This window comes from Desulfosporosinus metallidurans, assembly GCF_001936615.1.
Taxonomy (GTDB): Bacteria; Bacillota; Desulfitobacteriia; order Desulfitobacteriales; family Desulfitobacteriaceae; genus Desulfosporosinus; species Desulfosporosinus metallidurans.
This window is the reverse complement of record NZ_MLBF01000035.1, coordinates 16,706-38,861: the sequence shown is the minus strand read 5'-3', so window position 1 is coordinate 38,861 and position 22,156 is coordinate 16,706. Positions and strand designations below refer to the sequence as shown.

The following is a 22,156-nucleotide window of genomic DNA, read 5'->3' as shown; positions in this document are numbered from 1 at the left end:
CCATAAAAGAAAGGGAGTCTAACATGGGAAAGACGTTAGTATTAACCGAAAAACCATCTGTTGGCCGTGAGATTGCAAAGATTCTTAATTGCAATCAGAAAGGTAACGGATGCTTCATGGGGTCCAAATACATTGTGGTTTGGGCCTTAGGGCATTTAGTAACGCTGGCAGATCCGGAGTCGTATGATGAGAAATATAAAACGTGGAGGATGGAAGATCTCCCAATGCTTCCGGTAAAGATGGATTTGGTGGTTATGAAAGAAACCTCGAAGCAATTTGGCGTGGTTAAAAATTTTATGAAAAGTCCCGAAATTGATGATTTGATTATCGCTACTGATGCGGGTCGGGAAGGCGAACTCGTAGCACGTTGGATTATGAAAAAGGCTGGCTGGCGAAAACCTGTCAAAAGGTTGTGGATATCTTCTCTAACTGAGCGGGCTATTAAGGAAGGATTTAACAATTTAAAACCAGGTAGAGATTATGAAACATTATATGCGGCAGCTGAATGCCGCGCTGAAGCTGATTGGCTAGTTGGGTTGAATGTCACTAGGGCTTTGACGTGTAAATATAATGCCCAGCTTTCCGCAGGGAGAGTTCAAACTCCGACACTGGCAATGGTTGTGGAACGGGAAAATGAAATTAGACAGTTTGTTCCGAAAGACTATTGGTCAATCAATGCCTTGACGAACGGCTTTGAACTTCGCTGGCAAGATAAGAACGGTCAAACTCGCTTATTCGATAAAACGAAAGCAGATATTCTCGTGGCTAAAGTGAATGGACAAACAGGCGAGGTCGTGGAGGTCACAAAAGAGGCGAAGAAGGAACTTCCACCTCTGGCGTATGATCTCACGGAATTACAGAGGGATGCCAATCGTAAATATGGATTCTCAGCTAAAACGACGTCTTCAGTAATGCAGCAACTTTATGAAAATCATAAATTAGTCACCTATCCGCGCACGGATTCACGTCATATCAGTGAAGATATCGTACCCACCTTGCCAGAACGTTTAAAAAGCATCGCCCTTGGACCTTATGTTGATTTGGCTCGAAGCATTTTGCGAAATAAACTAATCCTCACGAAACGGTTTGTAGATGGTTCCAAAGTATCGGATCACCACGCCATTATTCCAACCGAACAACCTCCTACATTGTCTCGGCTTAGCTCGGAGGAACTGAAAATTTACGACTTGATCATCAAACGCTTTCTTGCCGTTCTTTCTCCAGCGTTTGAATATGAACAAACGCTGGTTAAGGTGGTCATTAAAGGAGAACTCTTTACGGCCAAAAGTAAAATCGTGAAGCTTAAAGGATGGCGAAAGGTTTACGAAGGGCAGGGTCACTTCGACGATGAGTCAGAGAATGGAGAAGGGGAAGCAGAGCAAACTCTCCCGGAAATTCGCAAAGGTGATAGTCTTAAGAACTTGTCTATTAAGTTAACAATTGGCAAAACGAAACCTCCAGCTAGACATACTGAGGCGACGTTGCTTTCGGCCATGGAGCATCCGGGTAAATTAATTGACGACCGGAAACTGCGGGAAGCGATGGACCAGAGTCATGGACTAGGAACACCGGCAACACGCGCTGAAATTATTGAAAAGCTTTTCAATTCCTTCTATATGAATCGACAGGGTAAAGAGATAATCCCCACGTCAAAAGGGATTCAACTCATTGGTTTGGTCCCCCCTGAACTTAAATCACCAGAACTTACCGCCAAGTGGGAACAGCAATTGACAGAGATTAGCAAAGGGCGGGCCAACAGTCAAGCCTTTTTGACGGGAATGAGAGGGTATGCCACTCAACTCGTGTCAACAGTGATTAGCAGTGCTCAAACTTTTAAACATGATAATTTGACAAGGACAAAGTGTCCGGAATGTGGGAAGTTTCTTCTTCAAGTCAAAGGGAAGAAGGGTGAGATGTATGTTTGTCAAGATCGGGAATGCGGTTACAGGAAAGGTATTTCTCAAACGTCGAACGCAAGGTGCCCTGAATGCCACAAAAAGATGGAGATTAAGGGAGACGGGGAAAATAAACTGTTCACCTGCGTCTGTGGGCATCGCGAAAAGCTTTCAGCTTTTACGAAACGAAGAGAGACTGAAAAAGGAACTATGAATAAGAGGGAAGTTGGTTCGTTCTTGCAGAACCAAAATGAGGGTAAGTTAATTAATACGGCCTTAGCCGATGCTTTGGCAAAATTGAAAAAATGAAAAGGACTCCGCACACGCTTAGAGTGGGTGCGGAGTTCTTTGTCAGGGGTTACTTTTATACAACACAATTGAAAAATTGGTTTTGAGTATAGTAAAAATCATTGACAGAGTCAGTATTGCATTATATCATCTTAATAAATTGAATTCGGAATCAGATTATTAAATTTATCTGAATAATCTGTCTTTAATTCCTGTAATTACCAAGTTACTGCAAACGACGGGGGATTTCTAAGCTATTTCGCTTTGGGGATAGAGATATTTTAGGGGATAGCATACATAGAATGAATGGACAATCTGAATGAACTTTTTTACTGACCGGATCAAAGTGTTTGTAAGTATCGGTGATTTTGAAGGTGTTCGTATCACCGAGGGCTGAAAACCATTTTGTTGAGTTAGCAACCTATGGGTTGGGTCCGGAATTAGGGGGTGAAGCGGGGACGTAAAAAATCATAAAGTACCTATACATACAAAAAGGAGGAGGGGTAATTAAAATGTCCAAAAAGTATCTACGTATAGTGGCAGTGACTCTCCTAGTATTAGGTTTGGTTGTCACTGGGTGCGGCACACAGCCCAGCGCACCAATGACTCCAAGCGCTCAACCAGCAGCTAACGCTGGAGATATTAAGATCGGTTTACCTTTGCCTATGACTGGCTCGGAAGCGACTTACGGTAAAGATATGGAAAATGCAATCAAAATGGCTGTGGATGAAATTAATGCCAAAGGCGGGATCAACGGTAAAAAAATAACCACTATAATTGGAGATGATGCTTGTGATCCACAACAAGCGACTGCAGCTGCCAATAAGCTAGTCTCCGCAGGTGTTGTGGCGATTGTCGGCGGTTATTGTTCAGGTGCGGTCGTTCCGACTTTAACGATCTACAATGAAAAGAACATACCTTTTATCGTTGAGGCGGCTAATTCCTCGAAAATAGCAGCTCAAAATCCTGGTAATACCTATGAAATTAACGGTACAGCTGTGCACCAGACCCAGAAGGCTGTCGAACTCTTCAAAAAGTTGGGCGCTACAAAAGTAGCGTTGGTGGAACAAGGGGATGCTTATTCCTCCGATTTGGCCAAGCAGACTGAAACAGCATGGAAAGATGCCGGGAATACTGTCGTGTCTCATGACGTAACCACTAAAGGAGAGCAGGACTTCTCTTCCTTAGTTACTAGTTTGAAATCTAAAAATGCAGACTTGATTTTCTGGACCGCTTATTATGCGGATGGAGCACTTTTGATCAAACAGCTGCGTCAAGGTGGCTATAAGGGTTCGATCGTCGTTGGAGACGGAAGTAGTGATCCGAAACTTATTCAGATGTCGGGTGCAGCTGGGGAAGGTACGTATGTACTCTCGCCACCGGTTGCCGAATATTTGCCTGCGGCGAAACAGTTTGCGGATGCTTATAAGGCCAAATATAATCAAACCCCCGGAGCTTATGCCCCGCTGGCCTATGACGGTATGAACTTGATGGCAGATGCTTTAAAACGGGCCGGAGGTACGGATGGCAAGGCAATTATTAAAGCTCTGGCTGATACCAAAGATTTCACGGGATTGGCGGGCAAAGTAACGTTTGCTGCTGACAAGACCTTAAAAGAGAGTAACTTCATCGTGCTTCAAGTCAAGGGTGGTAAATTCGTTTTGCAATAAGTAATGAAACTGTGTCTAAGGACGACCGGGAATTTTTCCCAGTCGTCCTTAGACAACCACAAGATATTTAAATTTAGTACAATCTTCTTCGGTAGCTCAAAGAGGGTGAAGGAGTGCACGACATGTCAGTGTTTTATATCGTTATCCAGCAGATCGTGAATGGGTTAATTCTTGGTTCTTTTTATAGTCTCGTCGCTCTGGGTTATTCTATGGTTTACGGCATTATAAAGCTGCTTAATTTTGCACATGGTGATATTTATATGGCGGGAGCTTTCGTAGGTTTCGGAGCTCTGGGTATTTTCGGAAGCATATTAGGTGTCGGTTGGCTAGGGATTACTGTGGCCTTATTGATTAGCATGTTTCTTGTGGGGCTTTTGGGAATGTTGATACATAGGATTGCCTATCAACCGCTCTTAAATAAACGGGCACCGCGCATGTCGCTGTTGATCACGGCGGTGGGAGTGTCCTTTACGTTATTTAACGGGGTTATGGTTATGACCAATGGAGAATACAAAGCGTTTAGTACTAGCCTGGGTTATGAGGGCATTAGTATCGGACCTGTTAATATTACTTATACGCAAATCATCATGGTTGTGTCTACGGCAATTTTAATGCTCGTTTTGTATTGGTTCATTAATCGTACCATGTACGGTAAAGCTATGCGGGCCATTGCCCTTGATCAGGATGCTTGCCGTTTAATGGGGATTAATGTGACGAAGACGATCGGATTGACCTTCTTTGTTGGATCGGCCTTAGCGGCCGCGGCAGGGGTTATGGCCGGAGTGTATTATGGCAGTATTCATTTCTACATGGGTTTTATCATCGGCTTAAAGGCATTTACTGCCGCAGTCATCGGTGGAATCGGCAGCATTCCCGGAGCTATGCTAGGAGGTCTTGTCTTGGGGTTGCTGGAAACTGCTGGCACTCAACTTCCCTTTATTGGGTCCGCCTGGAAAGACGTTTTTACCTTCGGGATCTTGATTCTTTTGCTGGTTTTAAAACCGACTGGAATTTTGGGTAAAAGCGAGATTGAGAGGATGTAGAGGATGGGTAATTCTGTAGGTTTAAAAGATCGTTTAAAAGAAAGGCTGGGTGGCAGTAAAACACGTGGTGTTGCCCTAGCAGTACTTATTACTGTCGTCGTCCTACTTCCTCTGGTTACCAATAACTACGTAGAAGAAGTGGTGACCAATACCTTTTTCTATATCATTTTAGCTTTAGGGTTGAATATTGTTATAGGATATGCCGGGTTGGTTGACCTCGGTTATGCTGCTTTTTTTGCTGTCGGAGCCTACACAACCGGAATTCTGATGAATTTAGGTCTGAATTTCTGGTTAACCATACCGATAGCCGTGTTTTTTTGTATTATTGCAGGGATTATCATTGGTGGCCCGACGCTAAGGTTGCGCAGCGATTACTTAGCCATCGTGACCTTAGGATTCGGGGAGATCACCCGGATTGTTGCGCGTAACCTGAAAATTACGGGTGGAGCGAGCGGCCTGGTTGGCATTCAACGACCAAGTATTTTCGGGCATAAACTCTATCAGATTACGGATTTCTATTACACTTTTTTTGTCTTGGTCGTCTTGGCCATCATCATTGCCCTACGGCTTCATAATTCCCGCCTGGGGAGGGCTTGGCAATATATTCGCGAGGACGAAGATGCTGCTGAAGCCATGGGGATTGATCCAGTCAAGACCAAACTTTATGCTTATATGATTGGCGCTGCCTTTGGGGGAGTAGCGGGAGCATTCTTTGCCGTCAAGATGACTGCTATTTCGCCTGAGACCTTCGCTTTTACCCAATCCGCTATGATTTTATTGGCTGTAATTCTTGGTGGGATGGGCAAAATTCCTGGCGCGATTCTGGGGGCTGTTTTTCTGGTCTTCTTTCCGGAAATTTTCCGAAGCATCGGTCAGATGCGGATGCTTTTCTTTGGCATCCTGCTGGTTATTATTATGGTCTTCCGTCCTCAAGGGCTTTGGCCAGAACGAAAAAGTTAAAGTCTTTTAATCTTGAGATAAAAACTGTAATGTTTCTGAACGTGCCAAGAAAATTGCATAAATACCCGGAACTTAGAAAAAAAGGATGAAGTAGAATGTCTATCTTAGAAGTGAAAAAGCTAACCTTGCGTTTTGGTGGGTTGACCGCTGTGAGTAACTTGAGCTTCGATATAGAAGAGAATTCAATTATGAGTCTAATTGGGCCAAATGGGGCAGGTAAGACTTCTGCTTTTAATTGCTTGACGGGTTTTTATAAGGGAAGCCAAGGGGAGATCCTTTTCAAGGGGCAAAGTATCTTTTGGCAAAAGCCGCACAAGATCACTAAGCTGGGTATGGCACGAACGTTTCAGAATTTACGTCTGTTCAAAGATATGACTGTCTTAGAAAATGTCATGTCTGGCATGCATTGCCGTACTTCGGCTGGAGTCTTTGGAGCGATTTTAAGACTACCCAGCCAGCTTCATGAAGAACAGAAGATTAGGCAGGTCAGCGAAGAGTGTTTGGATTTCGTTGGTATTTTAGATAAGAAAGATCGTTTAGCCCGTAATTTGGCCTATGGAGACCAACGACGAGTGGAGTGGGCTAGAGCCTTAGCTACACAACCGAAGCTCCTTTTGTTGGATGAACCCGCGGCTGGGCTTAACCAAGATGAGAAAGAACAGCTAGTCGATTTAATCCGCCGTATTCAGAAGGACCTAGGAATTACTGTATTGCTGATTGAACACGATATGGGTCTCGTCATGAAGGTCTCGGAAAAAAATAGTGGTTATTGACTATGGACAGAAGATAGCTGAAGGGACGGCGGAAGAAGTCAAAAATAATCCAAGGGTAATTGAAGCCTACCTGGGTAAGGAGGATGAGGAATGAACGATATGGCTCTCGTCCTGCACAACGTGGAGACTTATTACGGCAAGATACATGCTCTGAGAGGGGTTAGTTTGGAAGTGCCCCGAGGGAAGATTGTCACTTTGCTCGGTTCCAATGGCGCCGGAAAGACCACGACCTTACAGACGATCTCAGGTTTGATCCAGGCTTCTTCTGGAAAAATTGAGTTTTATGGTCGGGATATTGCCAAAGAAAAAGCCCACAATATTGTTGGCATGGGGTTGATCCATGTACCAGAAGGGCGCCGGATTTTTAAGGACTTGACGGTCAAGGAAAATCTGGAGCTGGGTGGTTTTACATTAAAAGTTGAAGCGCTGCGCCGCAAAAGAATCGAACACGTCTTTGAAATTTTCCCGCGCCTAAAAGACCGTCAGAAGCAAAGTGGTGGGACGCTGTCTGGTGGAGAGCAGCAAATGCTAGCGATCGGCCGCGCCATGATGACAGAGCCAAAACTACTCTTATTGGACGAGCCTTCAATGGGTTTGGCTCCGCTGATAGTCCAAGATATCATGAGAATTATTAAGCGGTTGAATTCTGAGGGAACAACGATCTTACTTGTGGAGCAAAACGCCAAGATAGCCTTAAAATTAGCGGATTATGGGTATGTCTTGGAAACAGGTCAGTTAGTTATGGAGGGGGATAGTGCCGAGCTAAGGCGTGATGAGAGAATAACCAAGGCCTATCTTGGGGAGTGAAATTCTGAAAACTGAGCTTTTCTTAAACGAACTTTATAGCGACGTAAGCAAGCTGCTGTAATTCAGTGGCTTGTTCTCATACTATCGGTAGTAGAGATGGTTGAATGAAGAGGAGATGGTCGCAATCACGGTTGAAGGCAAGATTGTCAACATTATGAAGTATTCTATCCATGATGGGCCTGGTATTCGGACGACCGTCTTTTTCAAAGGCTGTCCACTCAACTGTCAGTGGTGTCATAACCCAGAAAGTCAGGGATTTGGACAAGAATTAATGTATTGGCCGGACCGATGTATCGGCTGTGGGCAATGTTTGGAGATTTGTTCGAACGGAGCGGTTATATCTACGGCGGGAAAATTAGAATACCTTCGGGATCAATGCCTAGCCTGCGGAGCATGCTGTAAGGCATGTCATGCTGGGGTAAGAGAACTTGTAGCTAAGACGATGTCAGTGAGCGAGGTCATGGCTGAGATCGAGAAAGATTTAATCTTCTATGACGAATCGGGGGGTGGGGTAACCTTTTCCGGAGGGGAAGCGGTTATGCAGCCCGTCTTTCTTTTAGAAATGCTTAAAGAGTGCAGGAAGAAGGAAATCCACACTGCTGTGGAGACCTGCGGGTACGTAAACCTTGAATTCTTGCAAATGATAAGCGATTATGTAGATCTGTTTTTGTATGATTTAAAACTTATGGATCGTCAGAAACATCAAGATTTCACAGGGGTTCCTAATGTACTTATCTTAGATAATCTGCGCTGGCTTGTTGAGCACCATCCCCGGATCATTGTCCGGGTACCGATCATTCCAGGAATTAATGATGATGAAGAAAACCTTAGCCAATTAGGAAACTTTGTGGCATCCTTAAAACGTGTCACTGAACTTCATATTCTACCCTACCATAAAGCGGGGGTGGATAAGTACCAGCGGCTTGGTCTTGCATATCTATTGTCGGACATACAATCCCCAGACAACGAACGCATGGAGCAGATCGTGGGCCAGTTGGAACAGTTTGGTCTGAAGGTTAAAATTGGGGGATAAATGTTGGGAAGGAGATCTAAGAATGAACGGAAGGGTAACCATGCTCAGGCAACTGAGTTTAGAGACAGAAGCCTATATTTCCTCAGAAAGAGCGGAGCTGATGACGGAGTTCTACCGTACGGCAGGAAATTCGTCCGTCCCTGTCCAGCGGGCTTTGGCGTTTAAGTACATGTTGGAGCAGAAAGAGATCTGTATTAACGAGGGTGAATTGATTGTAGGGGAGAGGGGACCGGCCCCTAAGGCTACCTATACTTATCCAGAACTCTGCTGTCATAGCCTTGAAGATTTAGATATTCTCGATTCCCGCCCTAAAATATCGTTTAAAGTCAGTCCCCAAGTGCGTGAGGCCTACGAAAAGCGCATTATTCCTCACTGGGAAGGAAGGTCCATGCGTGATCTCATTTTTACGGAGATGTCTGCGGATTGGAAAGCTGCTTATGATGCCGGGATCTTTACGGAGTTCATGGAACAGAGGGCACCGGGGCATACGGTACTTGATGATAAAATCTATCGTTTGGGTTTTCTGGATTTCATCGCCGACATCGATGCTCATTTGGCGAGACTCGATTATTTAAACGATGTCGAAGCATATCATAAGCAGGAAGAACTAAAAGCTATGCGGATCAGCGCAGAGGGGATCATTCTGCTTGCAGCGCGATATGCAGATAAGGCTAAGGAATTGGCCCAATCGGAAAAAGATGTTCTTCGTAAGGCGGAACTGGAAAGGATCGCTGAGGTCTGTTCTCACGTTCCGGCTCATGCCCCCCGAAATTTCTGGGAGGCTTTGCAAGCTTATTGGTTTGTGCATTTGGGTGTTATTATCGAACTTAATACCTGGGATGCTTTTAATCCTGGAAGGCTGGATCAACATTTATATCCCTTTTATAAAAAAGGCTTAACCGAGGGAACCCTGACTGAGGGAGAGGCTAAAGAGCTGCTGCAGTGTTTCTGGGTGAAGTTTAATAATCAGCCAGCGCCGCCTAAAGTCGGGGTAACTGCGGCGGAAAGCGGTACGTATACGGATTTCGCCAATATCAACAGTGGCGGGCTCAAAGCGGACGGATCGGATGGAGTCAATGATGTCACCTACTTGGTTTTAGATGTGATTGATGAAATGCGTCTTTTGCAGCCAAGTTCGAATATCCAGTTAAGCAAGAAAAATCCGGATCGCTTTTTAAGGAGAGCGGCCCGGATCATAAGGAAGGGTTGGGGGCAGCCTTCGGTGTTTAATGCTGACACGGTGGTTGAGGAACTTCTGCGTCAGGGTAAATCGATCGAGGACGCTCGTCAAGGCGGAACCAGTGGTTGTGTGGAAACAGGGGCTTTTGGCAAAGAAAGTTATATTTTAACAGGGTATTTTAATTTGCCCAAGATTTTTGAATTGGTCTTACACAATGGCCTGGATCCTAAGACGGGTCAACGGTTGGGCTTAGAAACCGGAGATCCCAAAAGGTTTAGTTCTTTTAATGAACTTTTTGCAGCCTTTAAAAAGCAACTTCATTATTTTATCGATCTTAAGGTTAAAGGAAGCAATATTATCGAGCGACTTTATGCGGCCTATATGCCATCTCCGTTCCTTTCTATGCTTATTGATGATTGTATCGCCAAGGCCAAAGATTATAATGACGGTGGCGCCCGTTATAATACAAACTATATTCAAGGCGTTGGTTTGGGAAGTCTAACGGACACGTTGTCAGGCATCCGTTACCATATCTTTGATCAAAAGGATCTCACTATGGAGCAGCTGCTTAAGGCCTTAGAGGCTAATTTCTCTGGATATGAGGTGGTGCGTCAGCTTCTCATCAATAAGACACCGCATTTTGGGAATGATCATGACTATGCTGACGAAATCATGGTGGATATTTTTAATGCTTACTATTCTGAAGTGAATGAAAGACCGAATACTAAGGGCGGTGTTTACCGGATCAATATGTTGCCAACGACTTGTCATGTTTATTTCGGGTCAGTCATTGGCGCTACGGCCGATGGCCGCCGGGCCTGGGAACCTCTCTCTGAAGGAATTTCTCCAGTTCAAGGATCTGATCGGCTAGGCCCGACAGCGGTCATCAAATCTGCTTCCAAACTGGATCATGCTCGGACAGGTGGGACCTTGTTGAATCTAAAGTTCACCCCACAAGTCTTAGAGGGGGAAGAAGGTCTTGATAAACTGGCTCAGTTGGTCCGGTCTTATTTTAAATTAAGTGGTCACCATATTCAGTTTAACGTGGTTAGTGCCAAGACCTTACGGGCTGCTCAAGGTGAACCAGAAAAATACCGAGATCTTATCGTGCGGGTAGCTGGGTATAGTGATTATTTCTGTGATCTGAGTGAAGCGTTGCAGGAAGAGATTATCGCTCGGACAGAGCATGCGGCATTTTAGGGGGAAATTAGCTAGAACAAAATAGGCCTTTTCCAATGATCCTACGGAACGGATCATTGGAAAAGGCCTATTTTTTGTTGGGTCTAGTAGTTGGTAGCTCGACATATGTTTAAACATTTTAGACACTTTAAACACTTGTGTTCAAAATAATTAGACACATGGAACTGAGAACGGGATACGGGAAGGAGCTAGCCTTTACATTTCTTGGCATAGTTTTTGCAATTAGAAAGAGTAGGCTGCCCGTCAGATAACTTAGAAAAAGAACGTTTACCTTTAAGGGGGTGTTATTTATGGAGCAAGACAGTTATCAAACTCAACTCGAATTGTATAAAACTCTTGTGAACGAAACTTTATTAAGGTTGGGAAGAATAGAATATTTCATTGGCAGCCTTGATTATGCTGCCAATATAGGGAGTGGGAAAATGTTAGATGGCTTAGATTTACGGGACATAGCAGAAACATTAGGATTATAGCCGGGATCGTGTCCCTTACCTTAGTGAATCTCGATGATTATGAGGACATTTCATAGTTGGGGGGGCATGTATAGGAATGAAACTCACTAATGAGCAACTCGAAAGGTATTCGAGACACATTAACTTAAACGAAGTAGGAACGGAAGGGCAAACAAAACTTCTGAATTCTAAAGTTCTTATTATAGGTATTGGAGGACTTGGAGCACCGGCGGCAATGTATCTTGCGGCCGCGGGCATAGGAACGATTGGACTCGTTGACCCTGATGTCGTCGAACTATCGAATCTGCAAAGACAAATCATCCACTCCAATAAAGATATTGGTAAACCTAAAGTCATATCGGGAAAAGAAACGATCCGAGATATGAACCCTGATGTCAATGTTGTAACGTATCAAGAATGGGTTAGTTCAGTCAATGTAACGGACATCATTAAGGATAGAAACTATGATTTTGTAATCGATGCCACAGATAATTTCCCTGCAAAATTTCTGATTAACGATGCCTGTGTGCTCTTGCAAAAGCCCTTTTCCCATGCGGGAGTCACTCAGCTATTAGGGCAGACGATGACTTATGTTCCGGGCAAAGGCCCTTGTTATCGGTGCGTATTCTTAAATCCCCCACCAACTAATGCTGTTCCTACCTGTAAAGAGGTCGGTGTTCTAGGTGTTGTACCAGGCATCCTAGGTACTATTCAGGCGACAGAGACTGTAAAATATCTTCTGGGGATCGGAGAACTCTTAACTGGGAAACTATTGGTATTTGATGCATTGGCAATGGAATTTAGAAATGTAGAGATCGCGACTCGAAGAAATTGTATCGTATGTGGAGAACAACATGTTAGTGAATAATAGGTTTTAACTCATTGTTAACTCCCAGTAATTCTGAATCCTTCAGGTAGTGGGTCTTTCGGATCCAGCACCAATTGATTAAAACCTACAATTTGTGCAGTACCTGATACTTCCGTGACAACAGCATCATAGTCTCCAACTTTCGTTTCTTCTACGAACTTTCCCTCAAACGGAGTATCAATGATGCTGTAATTGATGAGGGTATCCCCCTTTTGATAACAGCCATTACTCTATTTTTAATTTCCATTCCCATATGAACTAGTTTTTCTGTATTTTCAGGAGACACTGATAACCCTACTTTTTTGGAATCCAAATAAACATAAAATGCACCGCAATACACACAACGTCAGCGGTGATATCTCCTATACCATCTACAGAGACGGTGATCTTTTCTTTATAGACGAAGCAGGGTACATTTTGAAATCTAACTCGTTCAACTTCTCCCTTCCTAAACCAAGTATGGATGCGTTGGCAGGAGAAATTTACTACTATTCAAAGAGAAATTCTTGGCCGATGTCTTGTTTCAGAGCTTTTTGATAAATTTGGTAAGCCGTTACAACATCTAACACGGCCATCCCCACTGTCTTAAAGAGCGTTATTTCTTCTGGAGTTTCCCGGCCTGGGAGAATACCCGAGATTACCTTGCCAATCTCTCCCGTGAATTTATCCTTGTTAATCGTCCCTTGGGTTAGTGGAATAATAAAATCGCCTGATTCAGCCAGTACCGCCTCCTGGGAATCGAAGAAAATCTTATCGGCACGTTGCACGATATAGTCATCTAATTCCTGCATGTTCGGCATAAAGGAACCGACACCGTTGATATGTGCTCCTGCTTTAACTAGGCGACCGTTAAAAACCGGCTGTTGAGATGTGGTTACTGCTGTTATGATATCAGCATTCGTAATTGCTTCCTCAGAAGTAGTTACTGCCCGGAGGACTGTTCCGTAATTGGCGAATTCACCTTGCATTCTCGCAACAAAAGATTGGGCACGCTCCAAGTTAGTGCTGAAAACACGGACTTCCGTAAGATTCCTCACCGTTAACATAGCCTCAAGCTGGGTGATGGCTTGCCCCCCCGTACCGATCAGTGCTCCGATTTTGGCATCTGAACGAGCCAGTAGATCGGTAGCCGCCCCAGCCGCAGCTCCAGTACGAAGTTGGGTAAGGTAAGTTCCGTCCATGATACAGCATACTTCACCGCTCGTTCCATCGAGCAACACCATTGTCGAAGGAACTGTGGGTAAGCCTTTTTCAATGTTGTGGGGAAAAATCGAGACGATCTTTACTCCCATGCTGTCCAGTTCTCCTACGTAACCGGGCATGAACAAGGTCTGCCCCTCATAGTTTTGCGCACCAATATTAACCCGTAAGGGGACGACACTCCCCCCTTCCGAGTAGATACGAAAAGCCTGTTTGTCGGCTTCAACGGCATCTTGCATGCTAAAGATTCTTTTAATGTCCTTTTTGGTGAGTAGTAACATAATACCCCTCCAGTTATATAGTTCATTCATTTATAGCCTTATAAATTAACAGCATTTTATTTCAGATCTAGCTATTACACTATATTTTATGTATTTATTTGTCAATAAGGTATATTTAACGCAGGTGAAACAGTTTTATCGGAAAAACTTCAGTTTTTTACACGGCGATAATTACTTCAGCTAATCCTTTGAGTGTAATTCCTATTGTCCGCCTATTTTGAATTAATACAATATTGGCACAGAACTTGCATTTGTTTATTCATGAATCCTATCAGCTTGACTTGCAAGTTCCGAGTCGAGGAAAACCAGTGGGATTCTCTCGACTAGAGAGGAACATTCCAAACAAACGATTTACTAACCGGGGAGAGTGAGTTTTTATGCGAATCATCGAACATCCAATTTTAGATTTTCAGCGTGGAGAAGAGATCACCTTCTTCTTCGATGGCCAAGAAATTAAGGGCTTTGAGGGCGAGACCATTGCTGCTGCACTACATGCTGCGGGAGTTAGAGTTTTGGGCCACAGCCAAACAATGCACCGTCCTAGGGGTCTCTTCTGCGCCATCGGCAATTGTTCGTCCTGTCTGATGGTTGTTGACGGGGAACCTAATGTTAGGATCTGTGTGGAAAAGGTTCAGCCCGGCATGCGGGTGGAGACTCAGCAAGGAAAGGGGTGCCTAAGGTGAAAGAGATAGGGATTCTGATTATTGGTGGCGGACCAGCCGGTCTAAGTGCTGCCGCTGCCGCTGCTGACTTAGGTGCCAGTGTTCTTGTCATAGAACGAGATGGTAAGCTTGGCGGCCAATTGGTAAAACAGACTCATAAATTCTTTGGTTCGAAAAAGCAGTATGCTGGCGACCGTGGCTATAAGATCGGTGATTTTCTGATCGAGCAGTGTGAAAATAATCCCAAGGTTGAAGTGTGGTCCGGCACTACTGCTCTTGGGATTTATGAAGACGGTGTGGTTACCGCCGAAGGGGAAGGTAAACACCTGAAAATCAAACCGAAAAAAATCATTTTAGCCACTGGCGCTTCCGAGAAAATGATTGCTTTCCCCAATAACGATATGCCCGGCATTTATGGAGCTGGTGCTGTCCAAACCTTAATGAATGTGCACGGTATTGTCCCTGGACAACGCGTGCTGATGATCGGCGCTGGAAATATAGGGCTGATCGTCTCTTACCAATTGTTGCAAGCGGGCGTGGAAGTTGCTGCGATTATTGAAGCGGCACCGACCATCGGGGGTTATTTGGTGCATGCTTCCAAGATTCGACGCGCTGGTGTACCTATTTTAACCTCACATACCATTCAAGAAGCGTACGGTAAGGACAGCGTTGAAGGTGCGATAATCTGCAAACTGGACGAGAACTGGCAGGCGATTCCAGGGACAGAACAGGACCTTAAAGTAGATGTTATTTGTCTTGCCGTTGGTTTGAGCCCGTTAACGGAACTCTGCTTTCAAGCGGACTGCCAGATGAAATATGTGCCAGAGCTTTCTGGGCATGTGCCCCTTAGAAACGAATATCTGGAAACGACCCGCCCAGGTCTCTATGTCGCTGGGGACGTCAGTGGGGTTGAAGAAGCCAGTTCTGCCATGGTGGAAGGACGTTTGGCGGGTATTTGTGCTGCCTTGGGCTTGGGGTACGGAAGTGATGTGGCTCCGAAACTTCAAGCCGAAGCTTTGGCAGAGTTAAGCGAACTTCGGTCTGGTCCAGCTGGACAAAAAACTGTGCAAGGGATTAAGAACTTGATGGACAAGGGGGAAGCAGTATGCTAAACAAGACTGGAGTTCCAACAGCTGAAGACGTGAAAACAGTTTCCCCCTCGGAGGAGAGACTGAATAAAGGCCCCGTAGCCATCATCGAGTGTTTCCAAAGGCTTCCCTGCAATCCTTGCACGGAAGCCTGCAAGCAAGGCGCAATCTTGCCGATGCAAGACATCAATGACCTGCCGAAAATGGATTTTGACAAATGCAATGGCTGTGGTGTCTGTCTCAGCCGTTGCCCAGGGCTGGCCATCTTCGTGGTCGACGCCTCCTACAGCTCTACTGAAGCCATCGTCAGGATTCCCTATGAATATGTACCAGTACCCCAAGCCGGCAATAAAGTGGTTGGGGTAGACAGGGCTGGGGAAGAACTGGGCACATTTGAAGTGAAAAAAGTTCAGTCAGGCGGCCCCAAAAATAAAACTTACACAGTGTGGCTGGTCGTACCCAAAGAACTGGCCATGGACGTGCGCAGTATTCGTTTGGGAGGGGTTAGACATGCAAGATAAGGAAACGATCGTCTGCCGGTGTGAGGACATTACCCTGGACGAAATTCAATCATTGATCAAGCAAGGTTATCGCACAATTGATGAGATTAAACGTGTTATCCGAGCTGGGATGGGTCCCTGTCAGGGACGTACTTGCCAGATGCTGATTGCCCAGGAACTGGCTAAGGCCTACGGAATTCCTGTAGCAGAAGTCCAAATGCCTACTTTTCGACCAACAGTGAAGCCAGTGAAACTGGGAACGTTTGCGGGGGGTGAATCAATTGCAGAGAACAGCTAACGTAGTGATTATCGGCGGAGGGATTACAGGCTGCGCTGTTGCCTATGAAATGGCCATCCGTGGGGTGAAAGATATTGTGGTTATCGAAAAACAGTACCTTGCTTCGGGAGCAACAGGACGCTGTGGCGCCGGTGTTCGCCAACAGTGGGGTACGGAAACAAACGCCATTCTTGCTCGAGACAGTGTAAAACGATTTGAGGGCATGAACGAAGAACTTGACTATGATAGGGATATAGAATTTAAGCAAGGCGGATACCTAATGGTTGCCTACACCCCAAGTGAATGGGAGCAGTACAAAAAAAATGTTGCTGTGCAGCATCGTCTGGGGATTCCAACGAAAATGATAACGCCTCAAGAAGCAAAAGAGATTGTGTCCCATCTGAACATTGAGGGATTGATCGGTGCCACATTCTGTCAGACGGATGGACACGCCAACCCGTTTCATGTAGTCGATGCCTACTATAAAGCAGCCCGTCGGCTGGGAGTTAAATTCGAAACCTATACCACCGTCATCGACGTTAAACGGGAAAATGGTAAAGTTACGAGCGTTCAGACTTCCAAAGGGGATATCGATACACCGATCGTGATTAATGCCTGCGGTTTTGCGGCTGGCACTATCTGCAAGATGGTTGGTTTTGATTTGCCCCTCTATCCTCAGCGGCACCAAGCGCTAGTTACCGAACCTGTTGAACCCTGCCAAGGGCCGATGGTCATCTCTCTTCACCATCGTTTATACTGCCAGCAGTCCCCACATGGCAGTTTTATTATGGGCGTGGGTGATCCCCAAGAACCCAAAGATTTCAACATTCATTCCAGCTGGGAATTTTTAGAGGATGTCGCTCGCCAAGCCACCACTGTATTGCCCCTTCTAAAGAACCTCCGTGTCGTCCGCCAGTGGTCAGGTCTTTACGACATGAGCCCAGACGCCAATCCGATTTTCGACGAAATTCCTGATGCACAAGGGATGTGGGTAGCTGCCGGGTTCAGTGGTCATGGTTTTATGGTAGGTCCCCAGACGGCCGTTCTTTTGGCGCAGAAAATCCTCGGCCAAGAGTGTTTTATGCCGATTGAGAAATTCGGTTTGGACCGTTTCCGCAGGGGAGAATTGTTACTTGAGCCCGCAGTGGTATAAGAGAGTGAATTGACACGGTCAAGCTGATCTAGATCATCACAGGGAGGTGCCAAACTTGAAGCGATTAGCGAAGAAGGAAGACTTATGTATTGGCTGTGGAGAATGTGAGAAAGCATGTTCTAATGCCTATTTTAAGGAAAATAATCAAGAAAAATCATGTATCCAAATAAATAAAAATAAAATTAAGGTATGTAATCAATGCGGTGAGTGTATAGAAGTTTGTCCGATCGAGGCAATTTATCGTGATAAAAACGGCGTGGTTCGAATCAACAAAAAAATCTGTACCGGTTGCTTTATCTGCGTCGGTTTCTGCCCGGAACTGGCTATGATGATGCACGGTGATATGCTGGAACCTTTTAAATGTGTTGCTTGCGGTCAGTGTGCAAAGGTTTGCCCGACTCAGGCGGTCTTTATTTCAGAAGAAGTTTAGGGGGAAGACAGCATGACTATGGAAAACAATAAAATTAGTCATAAATTACTTAAAAAATATAACTACGATTTAGGGGTTATTGATAAAGGTTATACCAACCGCACACTTTATATCAATGTTTTTAACCATGATATAAAAGAAAAACCCGTTACTCAATTGATGAAAGACAAATTCATTGGTGGCAAGGGCTTTGGACTCTATTACCTGTGGCAGGCTGTAACTGAATCTACCCAGTGGAATGACCCGGAAAATGAAATTGTTATTTCCAGTGGCCCCATTGGAGGAATTACCCAATACCCCGGTTCTGGAAAATCACTGGTCGTGACGTTATCTCCACTGACCAAAATGCCCATGGATAGCAATGCTGGGGGTTATTTTGGTCCCTACCTCAAGTTTGCAGGCTTTGATGCCCTTGAACTTCAGGGTAAGGCTGATAAAGATGTCATTATTTTCATTGATGGCATCAAGGGAACTATTTCTATTGAGGAAGTACCTGATGAGGACATCGATACCCACATTCTGGGGGAACAATTGACTGAAATGTATGCGGATAACGAAGAGGACAAACGGAATATCGCCGTGATTTCTACTGGGAGTGCTGCCCGACATACGAATATCGGTCTTTTAAACTTTACCTTCTATGATACTCGACGAAAGGGTATTCGATTGAAGCAGGCCGGAAGGGGCGGTATCGGGACAGTCTTTAGAGATAAGCATATTAAGGCCGTGGTAATAAAAGTTGCAGGGGTCAAGGGCAACTTAAACCATCCTGTCGACCAGCTCACTTTGAATAAGACTGGGATCAAGTTGCATAAAGAAATTCATGACCTCGATAATTCACAGAACCGTATGCGTCAAATAGGCACTGCCAATATCATAGAAGTCATGGACCAGTACGATCTTTTGCCGACTCACAATTATAAATATGGTTCTCACAAGGATACTTCTAAAATTTCTTCGCATGTCTTCACAGCCAAAGTAACCCAGAATTCCCCAGATGGCTGCTGGTTTGGGTGCAGTTTGGCCTGCGCCAAAGCCGCCGATCACTTTGAACTGAAGACAGGCCCTTACAAAGGTCAAAAGGTGAGTATCGATGGTCCTGAGTATGAGAATGCGGCGGGTTTGGGTTCGAACTGCGGCATCTTCGATCCAGATGCGATATTGGAGTTGAACTTTTACTGTGACACGTATGGTATTGACACCATCTCCTATGCCACTCTCACCGCTTTTGTGATGGAATGTTACGAAAATGGTATTTTAAATAAAGAAAGAACCGGAGGTCTGGAACTGACCTTCGGCAATACAGAGGCATCCTTTGAACTTATCCACCAAATGTCTAAGGGCGTGGGCTTCGGAAAGATTGCTGGCATGGGGATCCGTAAAATGAAGGAGTACTTTGCTAAGGAATATGGCGCCGATCCTCAGTTTCTCTTTGACATAGGTATGGAACAAAAGGGCCTTGAGTTTTCTGAATACTTGCCCAAGGAATCCTTGGCCCAACAAGGGGGCTACGGTCTCACCAATAAAGGCCCACAGCACGATGAAGCCTGGCTGATCTTCATGGACATGGTCAATAATCAGATTCCAACTTTTGAAGATAAGGCAGAAGCCCTCCACTACTACCCAATGTTTAGAACTTGGTTCGGTTTAATGGGTTTCTGCAAGCTGCCATGGAATGACATCGCCCCTGCAGATAACAAGTTTACTGACGAACCCGCCAAAATTCCGGAGCATGTTCAAAACTATATCGGCCTATTCAATGCCGTGACGGGTAAGGCTATTGACAAATATGAACTCATCCGACAATCAGAGCGGGTTTACAATTTCCAGAGAATCTTCAACATTCGGATGGGTTACGGTAAACGTATTCATGACAAACTCCCCTACAGAGCCATGGGACCAGTGACTGTGGAGGAATACGAATCGAGGCAGGGACGCTACGACAAACAGCTCACTGAGCTTTTGGGCTACGATACGACTGGTAAAGCGACTGTCGAAAAGATCAAAGTTCTGAGAGAGTATCGCGAGGATCAATATGAAAAGCTCACCGACGCGGTTTACAAACGCCGAGGCTGGACTATGGACGGCGTGCCGATGGTCGAAAAGCTTCAGGAATTAGGGATGGACTTAACGGAGCTTTTAGAAGTCGTTAAAAAACATGTGCCGGTGATAAAATGATTAAGCTCAATAATCGGGACTACGAATGGCAGGAAGGGCTTACTGTGGAAGAGCTTATGAAGCTTAAAAACTTCACCTATGCGCGAATTATAGTTTATCTTAATGCCGAGGTTGTTTCTGCTGAGGATTATGCTTCCACGATGATCTACGATGGAGACGAAGTGAAGGCTATACACTTGATGGCGGGTGGCTGAAAGGAGCTATTAAGGTGAAACTGTACGAGTACATGGCTAAAGATATTTTCAGGAATAACGGAATTCCGGTTCCTAAGGGTCGGGTGTTCACCAGTGCTGAAGAAGTGACGGATTTTGTGGCTCAGGTTGGATCTGTCGCCATCAAATCACAGATTCTCACGGGAGGACGGGGGAAAGCCGGAGGAATTAAGTTTGCCAAAGATCCAGAAGAAGCCGCTGAAAAGGCCCGGGAACTTCTGGCGATGGACATTAAGGGTCTTAAAGTCGACCAAATCCTGGTCGAGCAAAAACTAAACATTGAAAAGGAAATTTATGTGGCCATTACTTATGATGGGGCACGTCGAAAACCGTTATTGATTGCCTCAGCAGCAGGGGGCGTAGAGATTGAACAAGTATCAGAGGAGTTACTGGTTAAACGATTGATCGATATTAACGTCGGATTACAACCCTACGCCACCCGAGAAATAACGCGTCAACTGGGACTGACCGGGCAGATCGCCAAAGAGGTCGCCGATATTATGTTAAAACTTTATCAAATTTTCCGGAAGTATGATGCGGAACTGGTTGAAATCAACCCTTTGGTTGTAGCCAATTCACAAGTCCTTGCCGCGGATGGCAAAATGACCGTTGACGATGATGCTTCCTTTCGGTTTGGTGATGATGTTCCCCTAGTTGAAGAAAAAACCGCCGTTGAGAGGAGAGCGGCTGAGCTGGGGATTTCCTATGTCGAACTGGATGGAGAGATCGGGGTCATGGCTAACGGTGCAGGTATTACTATGGCGACCCTCGACCTAATTAAGGAATTCGGCTCCAGTTCGCGTAATTTTATGGATGCGGGCGGTGGAACCAGCAGGGAAGCAACAGCCAGTGCCTTGGAGATTTTATTATCAACTCAGCCTAAAGCCCTCTTGATCAACATTTTCGGGGGAATTACCCGTTGTGATGATGTCGCCAAAGCATTTATCCAAGTTAAAGAAACCATGGATATTCGGATTCCTGTGGTCATTCGTTTAGTGGGTACCAACGAAGAAGCTGGTGTAGCCATATTAAGTGAACATGGCATTGAATCGTATCGAAAAATAGACGAGGCTGTCGCTAAAGTCGTTGCCTTTGTCCAGGCGAAGGGGGCGTAGGAACCATGGCGATTATTATTAATGAGACAACGAAGATTTTAGTACAAGGCATTACAGGAAAACAGGGGCAATTTCATACCTCCCAGATGCTGGCCTACGGTAGCAAGATTATAGGTGGGGTTTCTCCGGGCAAGGGAGGGAAAAGTATACAAGGCGTGCCAGTTTATGACACGATGGAAGAAGCAATGCTGGTTGAAAAAGCTGAGGCTTCAGTGATCTTTGTACCAGCTAAACAAGTGAAGGATGTAGCTTTCGAGGCTATTGACAGTGGAGTCCGGATCTTGGTAATCATTACAGAGCATGTGCCTTTGCATGATGCCATGGAAATCATGGCTTTGGCGGAAAAGAGACAGGTGCAAATTATCGGGCCGAATACTTTTGGTTTAATTTCGCCCGGCAAAACAAAGATGGGGATTATGCCTAATGGTATTTTTGTCCCTGGTTCAGTAGGGGTAGTGGCCCGTAGTGGAACTCTGAGCTATGAAATTGTTTATCAGTTGACCAACGCTGGGATTGGTCAGTCAACGGTGGTTGGTTTAGGGGGGGATCGGGTGGTCGGTTTATCCTTTCTCGATGTGTTGGCGCAATTTGAAGCTGATCCAGATACTAACGCAGTTGTTTTAGTGGGGGAAATTGGCGGCAATGCCGAAGAGGAAGCATCAATTTTCATTCAGCAGATGAGCAAACCCGTCATTGCCTTTTTAGCTGGTAAAAGCGCTCCTCCTGGCAAGAGAATGGGCCATGCGGGGGCAATCATTGAACGAGGCAAAGGAACTTATGACAGCAAAGTTGCGGCCTTAAAGGCGGCTGGAGCGTATGTAGCTTCACTTCCTTGGGAAGTGAGCGATTTAGTCAAAAAAGCGTTGACTGAGAAAAGGGCATAAGGAGATG

Annotated in this window: 22 protein-coding genes and 1 pseudogene; 20 read left to right on the top strand and 3 right to left on the bottom strand. The window is 45.2% G+C overall.

Annotation, left to right across the window (positions count from 1 at the left end; genetic code table 11):
- The first annotated feature begins 23 nt into the window (after positions 1-23).
- The 10 genes and pseudogenes from DSOL_RS17690 (at position 24) to DSOL_RS17645 (ending at position 12,169) form a co-directional block, all read left to right on the top strand.
- Complete coding sequence (locus tag DSOL_RS17690; protein WP_075366141.1) at positions 24-2,204, top strand: DNA topoisomerase III; 2,181 nt, start codon at positions 24-26, stop codon at positions 2,202-2,204.
- 491 nt (positions 2,205-2,695) lie between these two features.
- Complete coding sequence (locus DSOL_RS17685; protein WP_075366140.1) at positions 2,696-3,853, top strand: branched-chain amino acid ABC transporter substrate-binding protein; 1,158 nt, start codon at positions 2,696-2,698, stop codon at positions 3,851-3,853.
- A 122-nt stretch (positions 3,854-3,975) separates the two neighbouring features.
- Positions 3,976-4,896, top strand: coding sequence for a branched-chain amino acid ABC transporter permease (locus DSOL_RS17680; RefSeq protein WP_075366139.1), 921 nt, complete (start codon positions 3,976-3,978; stop codon positions 4,894-4,896).
- Between the two features lie 3 nt (positions 4,897-4,899).
- Positions 4,900-5,856, top strand: a complete 957-nt coding sequence (locus DSOL_RS17675) for a branched-chain amino acid ABC transporter permease (protein ID WP_075366138.1) — start codon at positions 4,900-4,902, stop codon at positions 5,854-5,856.
- A 95-nt stretch (positions 5,857-5,951) separates the two neighbouring features.
- Positions 5,952-6,723 (top strand): annotated as a pseudogene (locus DSOL_RS17670) (ABC transporter ATP-binding protein).
- Complete coding sequence (locus DSOL_RS17665) at positions 6,720-7,436, top strand: ABC transporter ATP-binding protein (RefSeq protein WP_075366137.1); 717 nt, start codon at positions 6,720-6,722, stop codon at positions 7,434-7,436. The pseudogene DSOL_RS17670 and the gene DSOL_RS17665 overlap by 4 nt, the downstream one beginning before the upstream one ends.
- A gap of 100 nt (positions 7,437-7,536) precedes the next feature.
- Positions 7,537-8,469: a glycyl-radical enzyme activating protein gene (locus DSOL_RS17660; protein WP_345788399.1), complete on the top strand. Its 933-nt coding sequence runs from the start codon at positions 7,537-7,539 to the stop codon at positions 8,467-8,469.
- Between the two features lie 22 nt (positions 8,470-8,491).
- On the top strand, positions 8,492-10,849 hold the full coding sequence (gene hypD / locus DSOL_RS17655; protein WP_075366135.1) for a trans-4-hydroxy-L-proline dehydratase: 2,358 nt from the start codon (positions 8,492-8,494) through the stop codon (positions 10,847-10,849).
- 290 nt (positions 10,850-11,139) lie between these two features.
- Positions 11,140-11,322, top strand: a complete 183-nt coding sequence (locus DSOL_RS17650; RefSeq protein ID WP_075366134.1) for a hypothetical protein — start codon at positions 11,140-11,142, stop codon at positions 11,320-11,322.
- A gap of 76 nt (positions 11,323-11,398) precedes the next feature.
- Positions 11,399-12,169: a HesA/MoeB/ThiF family protein gene (locus DSOL_RS17645; RefSeq protein WP_075366133.1), complete on the top strand. Its 771-nt coding sequence runs from the start codon at positions 11,399-11,401 to the stop codon at positions 12,167-12,169.
- A gap of 17 nt (positions 12,170-12,186) precedes the next feature.
- On the opposite strand, the gene DSOL_RS28995 is transcribed toward DSOL_RS17645, so the two are convergent.
- From DSOL_RS28995 to DSOL_RS17630, 3 genes are all read right to left on the bottom strand, one after another.
- A complete protein-coding gene (locus DSOL_RS28995) occupies positions 12,187-12,351 on the bottom strand; it encodes a proline racemase family protein (RefSeq protein WP_235838872.1) in 165 nt (54 codons plus the stop codon).
- Positions 12,352-12,463: 112 nt separating this feature from the next.
- On the bottom strand, positions 12,464-12,634 hold the full coding sequence (locus tag DSOL_RS28990) for a proline racemase family protein (RefSeq protein ID WP_235838871.1): 171 nt from the start codon (positions 12,632-12,634) through the stop codon (positions 12,464-12,466).
- A 23-nt stretch (positions 12,635-12,657) separates the two neighbouring features.
- Positions 12,658-13,650, bottom strand: a complete 993-nt coding sequence (locus DSOL_RS17630; RefSeq protein ID WP_075366132.1) for an ornithine cyclodeaminase family protein — start codon at positions 13,648-13,650, stop codon at positions 12,658-12,660.
- 377 nt (positions 13,651-14,027) lie between these two features.
- On the opposite strand from DSOL_RS17630, the gene DSOL_RS17625 reads away from it, so the two are divergent.
- The 10 genes from DSOL_RS17625 to sucD are packed head-to-tail and all read left to right on the top strand — an operon-like array spanning position 14,028 to position 22,149.
- Positions 14,028-14,333 carry a (2Fe-2S)-binding protein gene (locus DSOL_RS17625; RefSeq protein ID WP_075366131.1) on the top strand — a complete coding sequence of 102 codons (306 nt, stop codon included), beginning with the start codon at positions 14,028-14,030 and terminating at the stop codon, positions 14,331-14,333.
- Positions 14,330-15,424, top strand: coding sequence for an NAD(P)/FAD-dependent oxidoreductase (locus tag DSOL_RS17620; protein WP_083642706.1), 1,095 nt, complete (start codon positions 14,330-14,332; stop codon positions 15,422-15,424). Before DSOL_RS17625 ends, DSOL_RS17620 begins: the two co-directional genes overlap by 4 nt.
- Entirely contained in the window at positions 15,418-15,921 is a 504-nt protein-coding gene (locus tag DSOL_RS17615) for a 4Fe-4S binding protein (RefSeq protein WP_075366129.1), read from the top strand. Before DSOL_RS17620 ends, DSOL_RS17615 begins: the two co-directional genes overlap by 7 nt.
- A complete protein-coding gene (locus tag DSOL_RS17610) occupies positions 15,911-16,198 on the top strand; it encodes a (2Fe-2S)-binding protein (RefSeq protein WP_075366128.1) in 288 nt (95 codons plus the stop codon). The genes DSOL_RS17615 and DSOL_RS17610 overlap by 11 nt, the downstream gene beginning before the upstream one ends.
- Entirely contained in the window at positions 16,182-17,330 is a 1,149-nt protein-coding gene (locus DSOL_RS17605) for an NAD(P)/FAD-dependent oxidoreductase (RefSeq protein WP_075366127.1), read from the top strand. Before DSOL_RS17610 ends, DSOL_RS17605 begins: the two co-directional genes overlap by 17 nt.
- Before the next feature lie 55 nt (positions 17,331-17,385).
- A complete protein-coding gene (locus tag DSOL_RS17600) occupies positions 17,386-17,760 on the top strand; it encodes a 4Fe-4S binding protein (protein ID WP_075366126.1) in 375 nt (124 codons plus the stop codon).
- Between the two features lie 12 nt (positions 17,761-17,772).
- Positions 17,773-19,938: an aldehyde ferredoxin oxidoreductase family protein gene (locus tag DSOL_RS17595; protein WP_170871548.1), complete on the top strand. Its 2,166-nt coding sequence runs from the start codon at positions 17,773-17,775 to the stop codon at positions 19,936-19,938.
- Positions 19,935-20,132, top strand: coding sequence for a sulfur carrier protein ThiS (gene thiS, locus DSOL_RS17590; RefSeq protein ID WP_075366125.1), 198 nt, complete (start codon positions 19,935-19,937; stop codon positions 20,130-20,132). Before DSOL_RS17595 ends, thiS begins: the two co-directional genes overlap by 4 nt.
- A gap of 14 nt (positions 20,133-20,146) precedes the next feature.
- The gene (gene sucC, locus DSOL_RS17585) at positions 20,147-21,265 is read left to right on the top strand and encodes an ADP-forming succinate--CoA ligase subunit beta (RefSeq protein WP_075366124.1); all 1,119 of its coding nucleotides are present in this window, start codon (positions 20,147-20,149) and stop codon (positions 21,263-21,265) included.
- Positions 21,266-21,270: 5 nt separating this feature from the next.
- Positions 21,271-22,149 carry a succinate--CoA ligase subunit alpha gene (sucD, locus tag DSOL_RS17580; protein ID WP_075366123.1) on the top strand — a complete coding sequence of 293 codons (879 nt, stop codon included), beginning with the start codon at positions 21,271-21,273 and terminating at the stop codon, positions 22,147-22,149.
- The last annotated feature ends 7 nt before the right edge of the window (positions 22,150-22,156 follow it).

What these genes read in the sequence shown, in the direction of transcription:
- DSOL_RS17665 (WP_075366137.1), top strand. Translation starts at nt 6,720, where the DNA reads ATGAACGATATGGCTCTCGTCCTGCACAACGTGGAGACTTATTACGGC.
- hypD (WP_075366135.1), top strand. Translation starts at nt 8,492, where the DNA reads ATGAACGGAAGGGTAACCATGCTCAGGCAACTGAGTTTAGAGACAGAA.
- sucD (WP_075366123.1), top strand. Translation starts at nt 21,271, where the DNA reads ATGGCGATTATTATTAATGAGACAACGAAGATTTTAGTACAAGGCATT.
- thiS (WP_075366125.1), top strand. Translation starts at nt 19,935, where the DNA reads ATGATTAAGCTCAATAATCGGGACTACGAATGGCAGGAAGGGCTTACT.
- DSOL_RS17685 (WP_075366140.1), top strand. Translation starts at nt 2,696, where the DNA reads ATGTCCAAAAAGTATCTACGTATAGTGGCAGTGACTCTCCTAGTATTA.
- DSOL_RS17680 (WP_075366139.1), top strand. Translation starts at nt 3,976, where the DNA reads ATGTCAGTGTTTTATATCGTTATCCAGCAGATCGTGAATGGGTTAATT.
- DSOL_RS17690 (WP_075366141.1), top strand. Translation starts at nt 24, where the DNA reads ATGGGAAAGACGTTAGTATTAACCGAAAAACCATCTGTTGGCCGTGAG.
- DSOL_RS17630 (WP_075366132.1), bottom strand. Translation starts at nt 13,650, where the DNA reads ATGTTACTACTCACCAAAAAGGACATTAAAAGAATCTTTAGCATGCAA.
- DSOL_RS17610 (WP_075366128.1), top strand. Translation starts at nt 15,911, where the DNA reads ATGCAAGATAAGGAAACGATCGTCTGCCGGTGTGAGGACATTACCCTG.
- DSOL_RS17645 (WP_075366133.1), top strand. Translation starts at nt 11,399, where the DNA reads ATGAAACTCACTAATGAGCAACTCGAAAGGTATTCGAGACACATTAAC.
- DSOL_RS17595 (WP_170871548.1), top strand. Translation starts at nt 17,773, where the DNA reads ATGACTATGGAAAACAATAAAATTAGTCATAAATTACTTAAAAAATAT.
- DSOL_RS17615 (WP_075366129.1), top strand. Translation starts at nt 15,418, where the DNA reads ATGCTAAACAAGACTGGAGTTCCAACAGCTGAAGACGTGAAAACAGTT.
- DSOL_RS17650 (WP_075366134.1), top strand. Translation starts at nt 11,140, where the DNA reads ATGGAGCAAGACAGTTATCAAACTCAACTCGAATTGTATAAAACTCTT.
- DSOL_RS17625 (WP_075366131.1), top strand. Translation starts at nt 14,028, where the DNA reads ATGCGAATCATCGAACATCCAATTTTAGATTTTCAGCGTGGAGAAGAG.
- DSOL_RS17675 (WP_075366138.1), top strand. Translation starts at nt 4,900, where the DNA reads ATGGGTAATTCTGTAGGTTTAAAAGATCGTTTAAAAGAAAGGCTGGGT.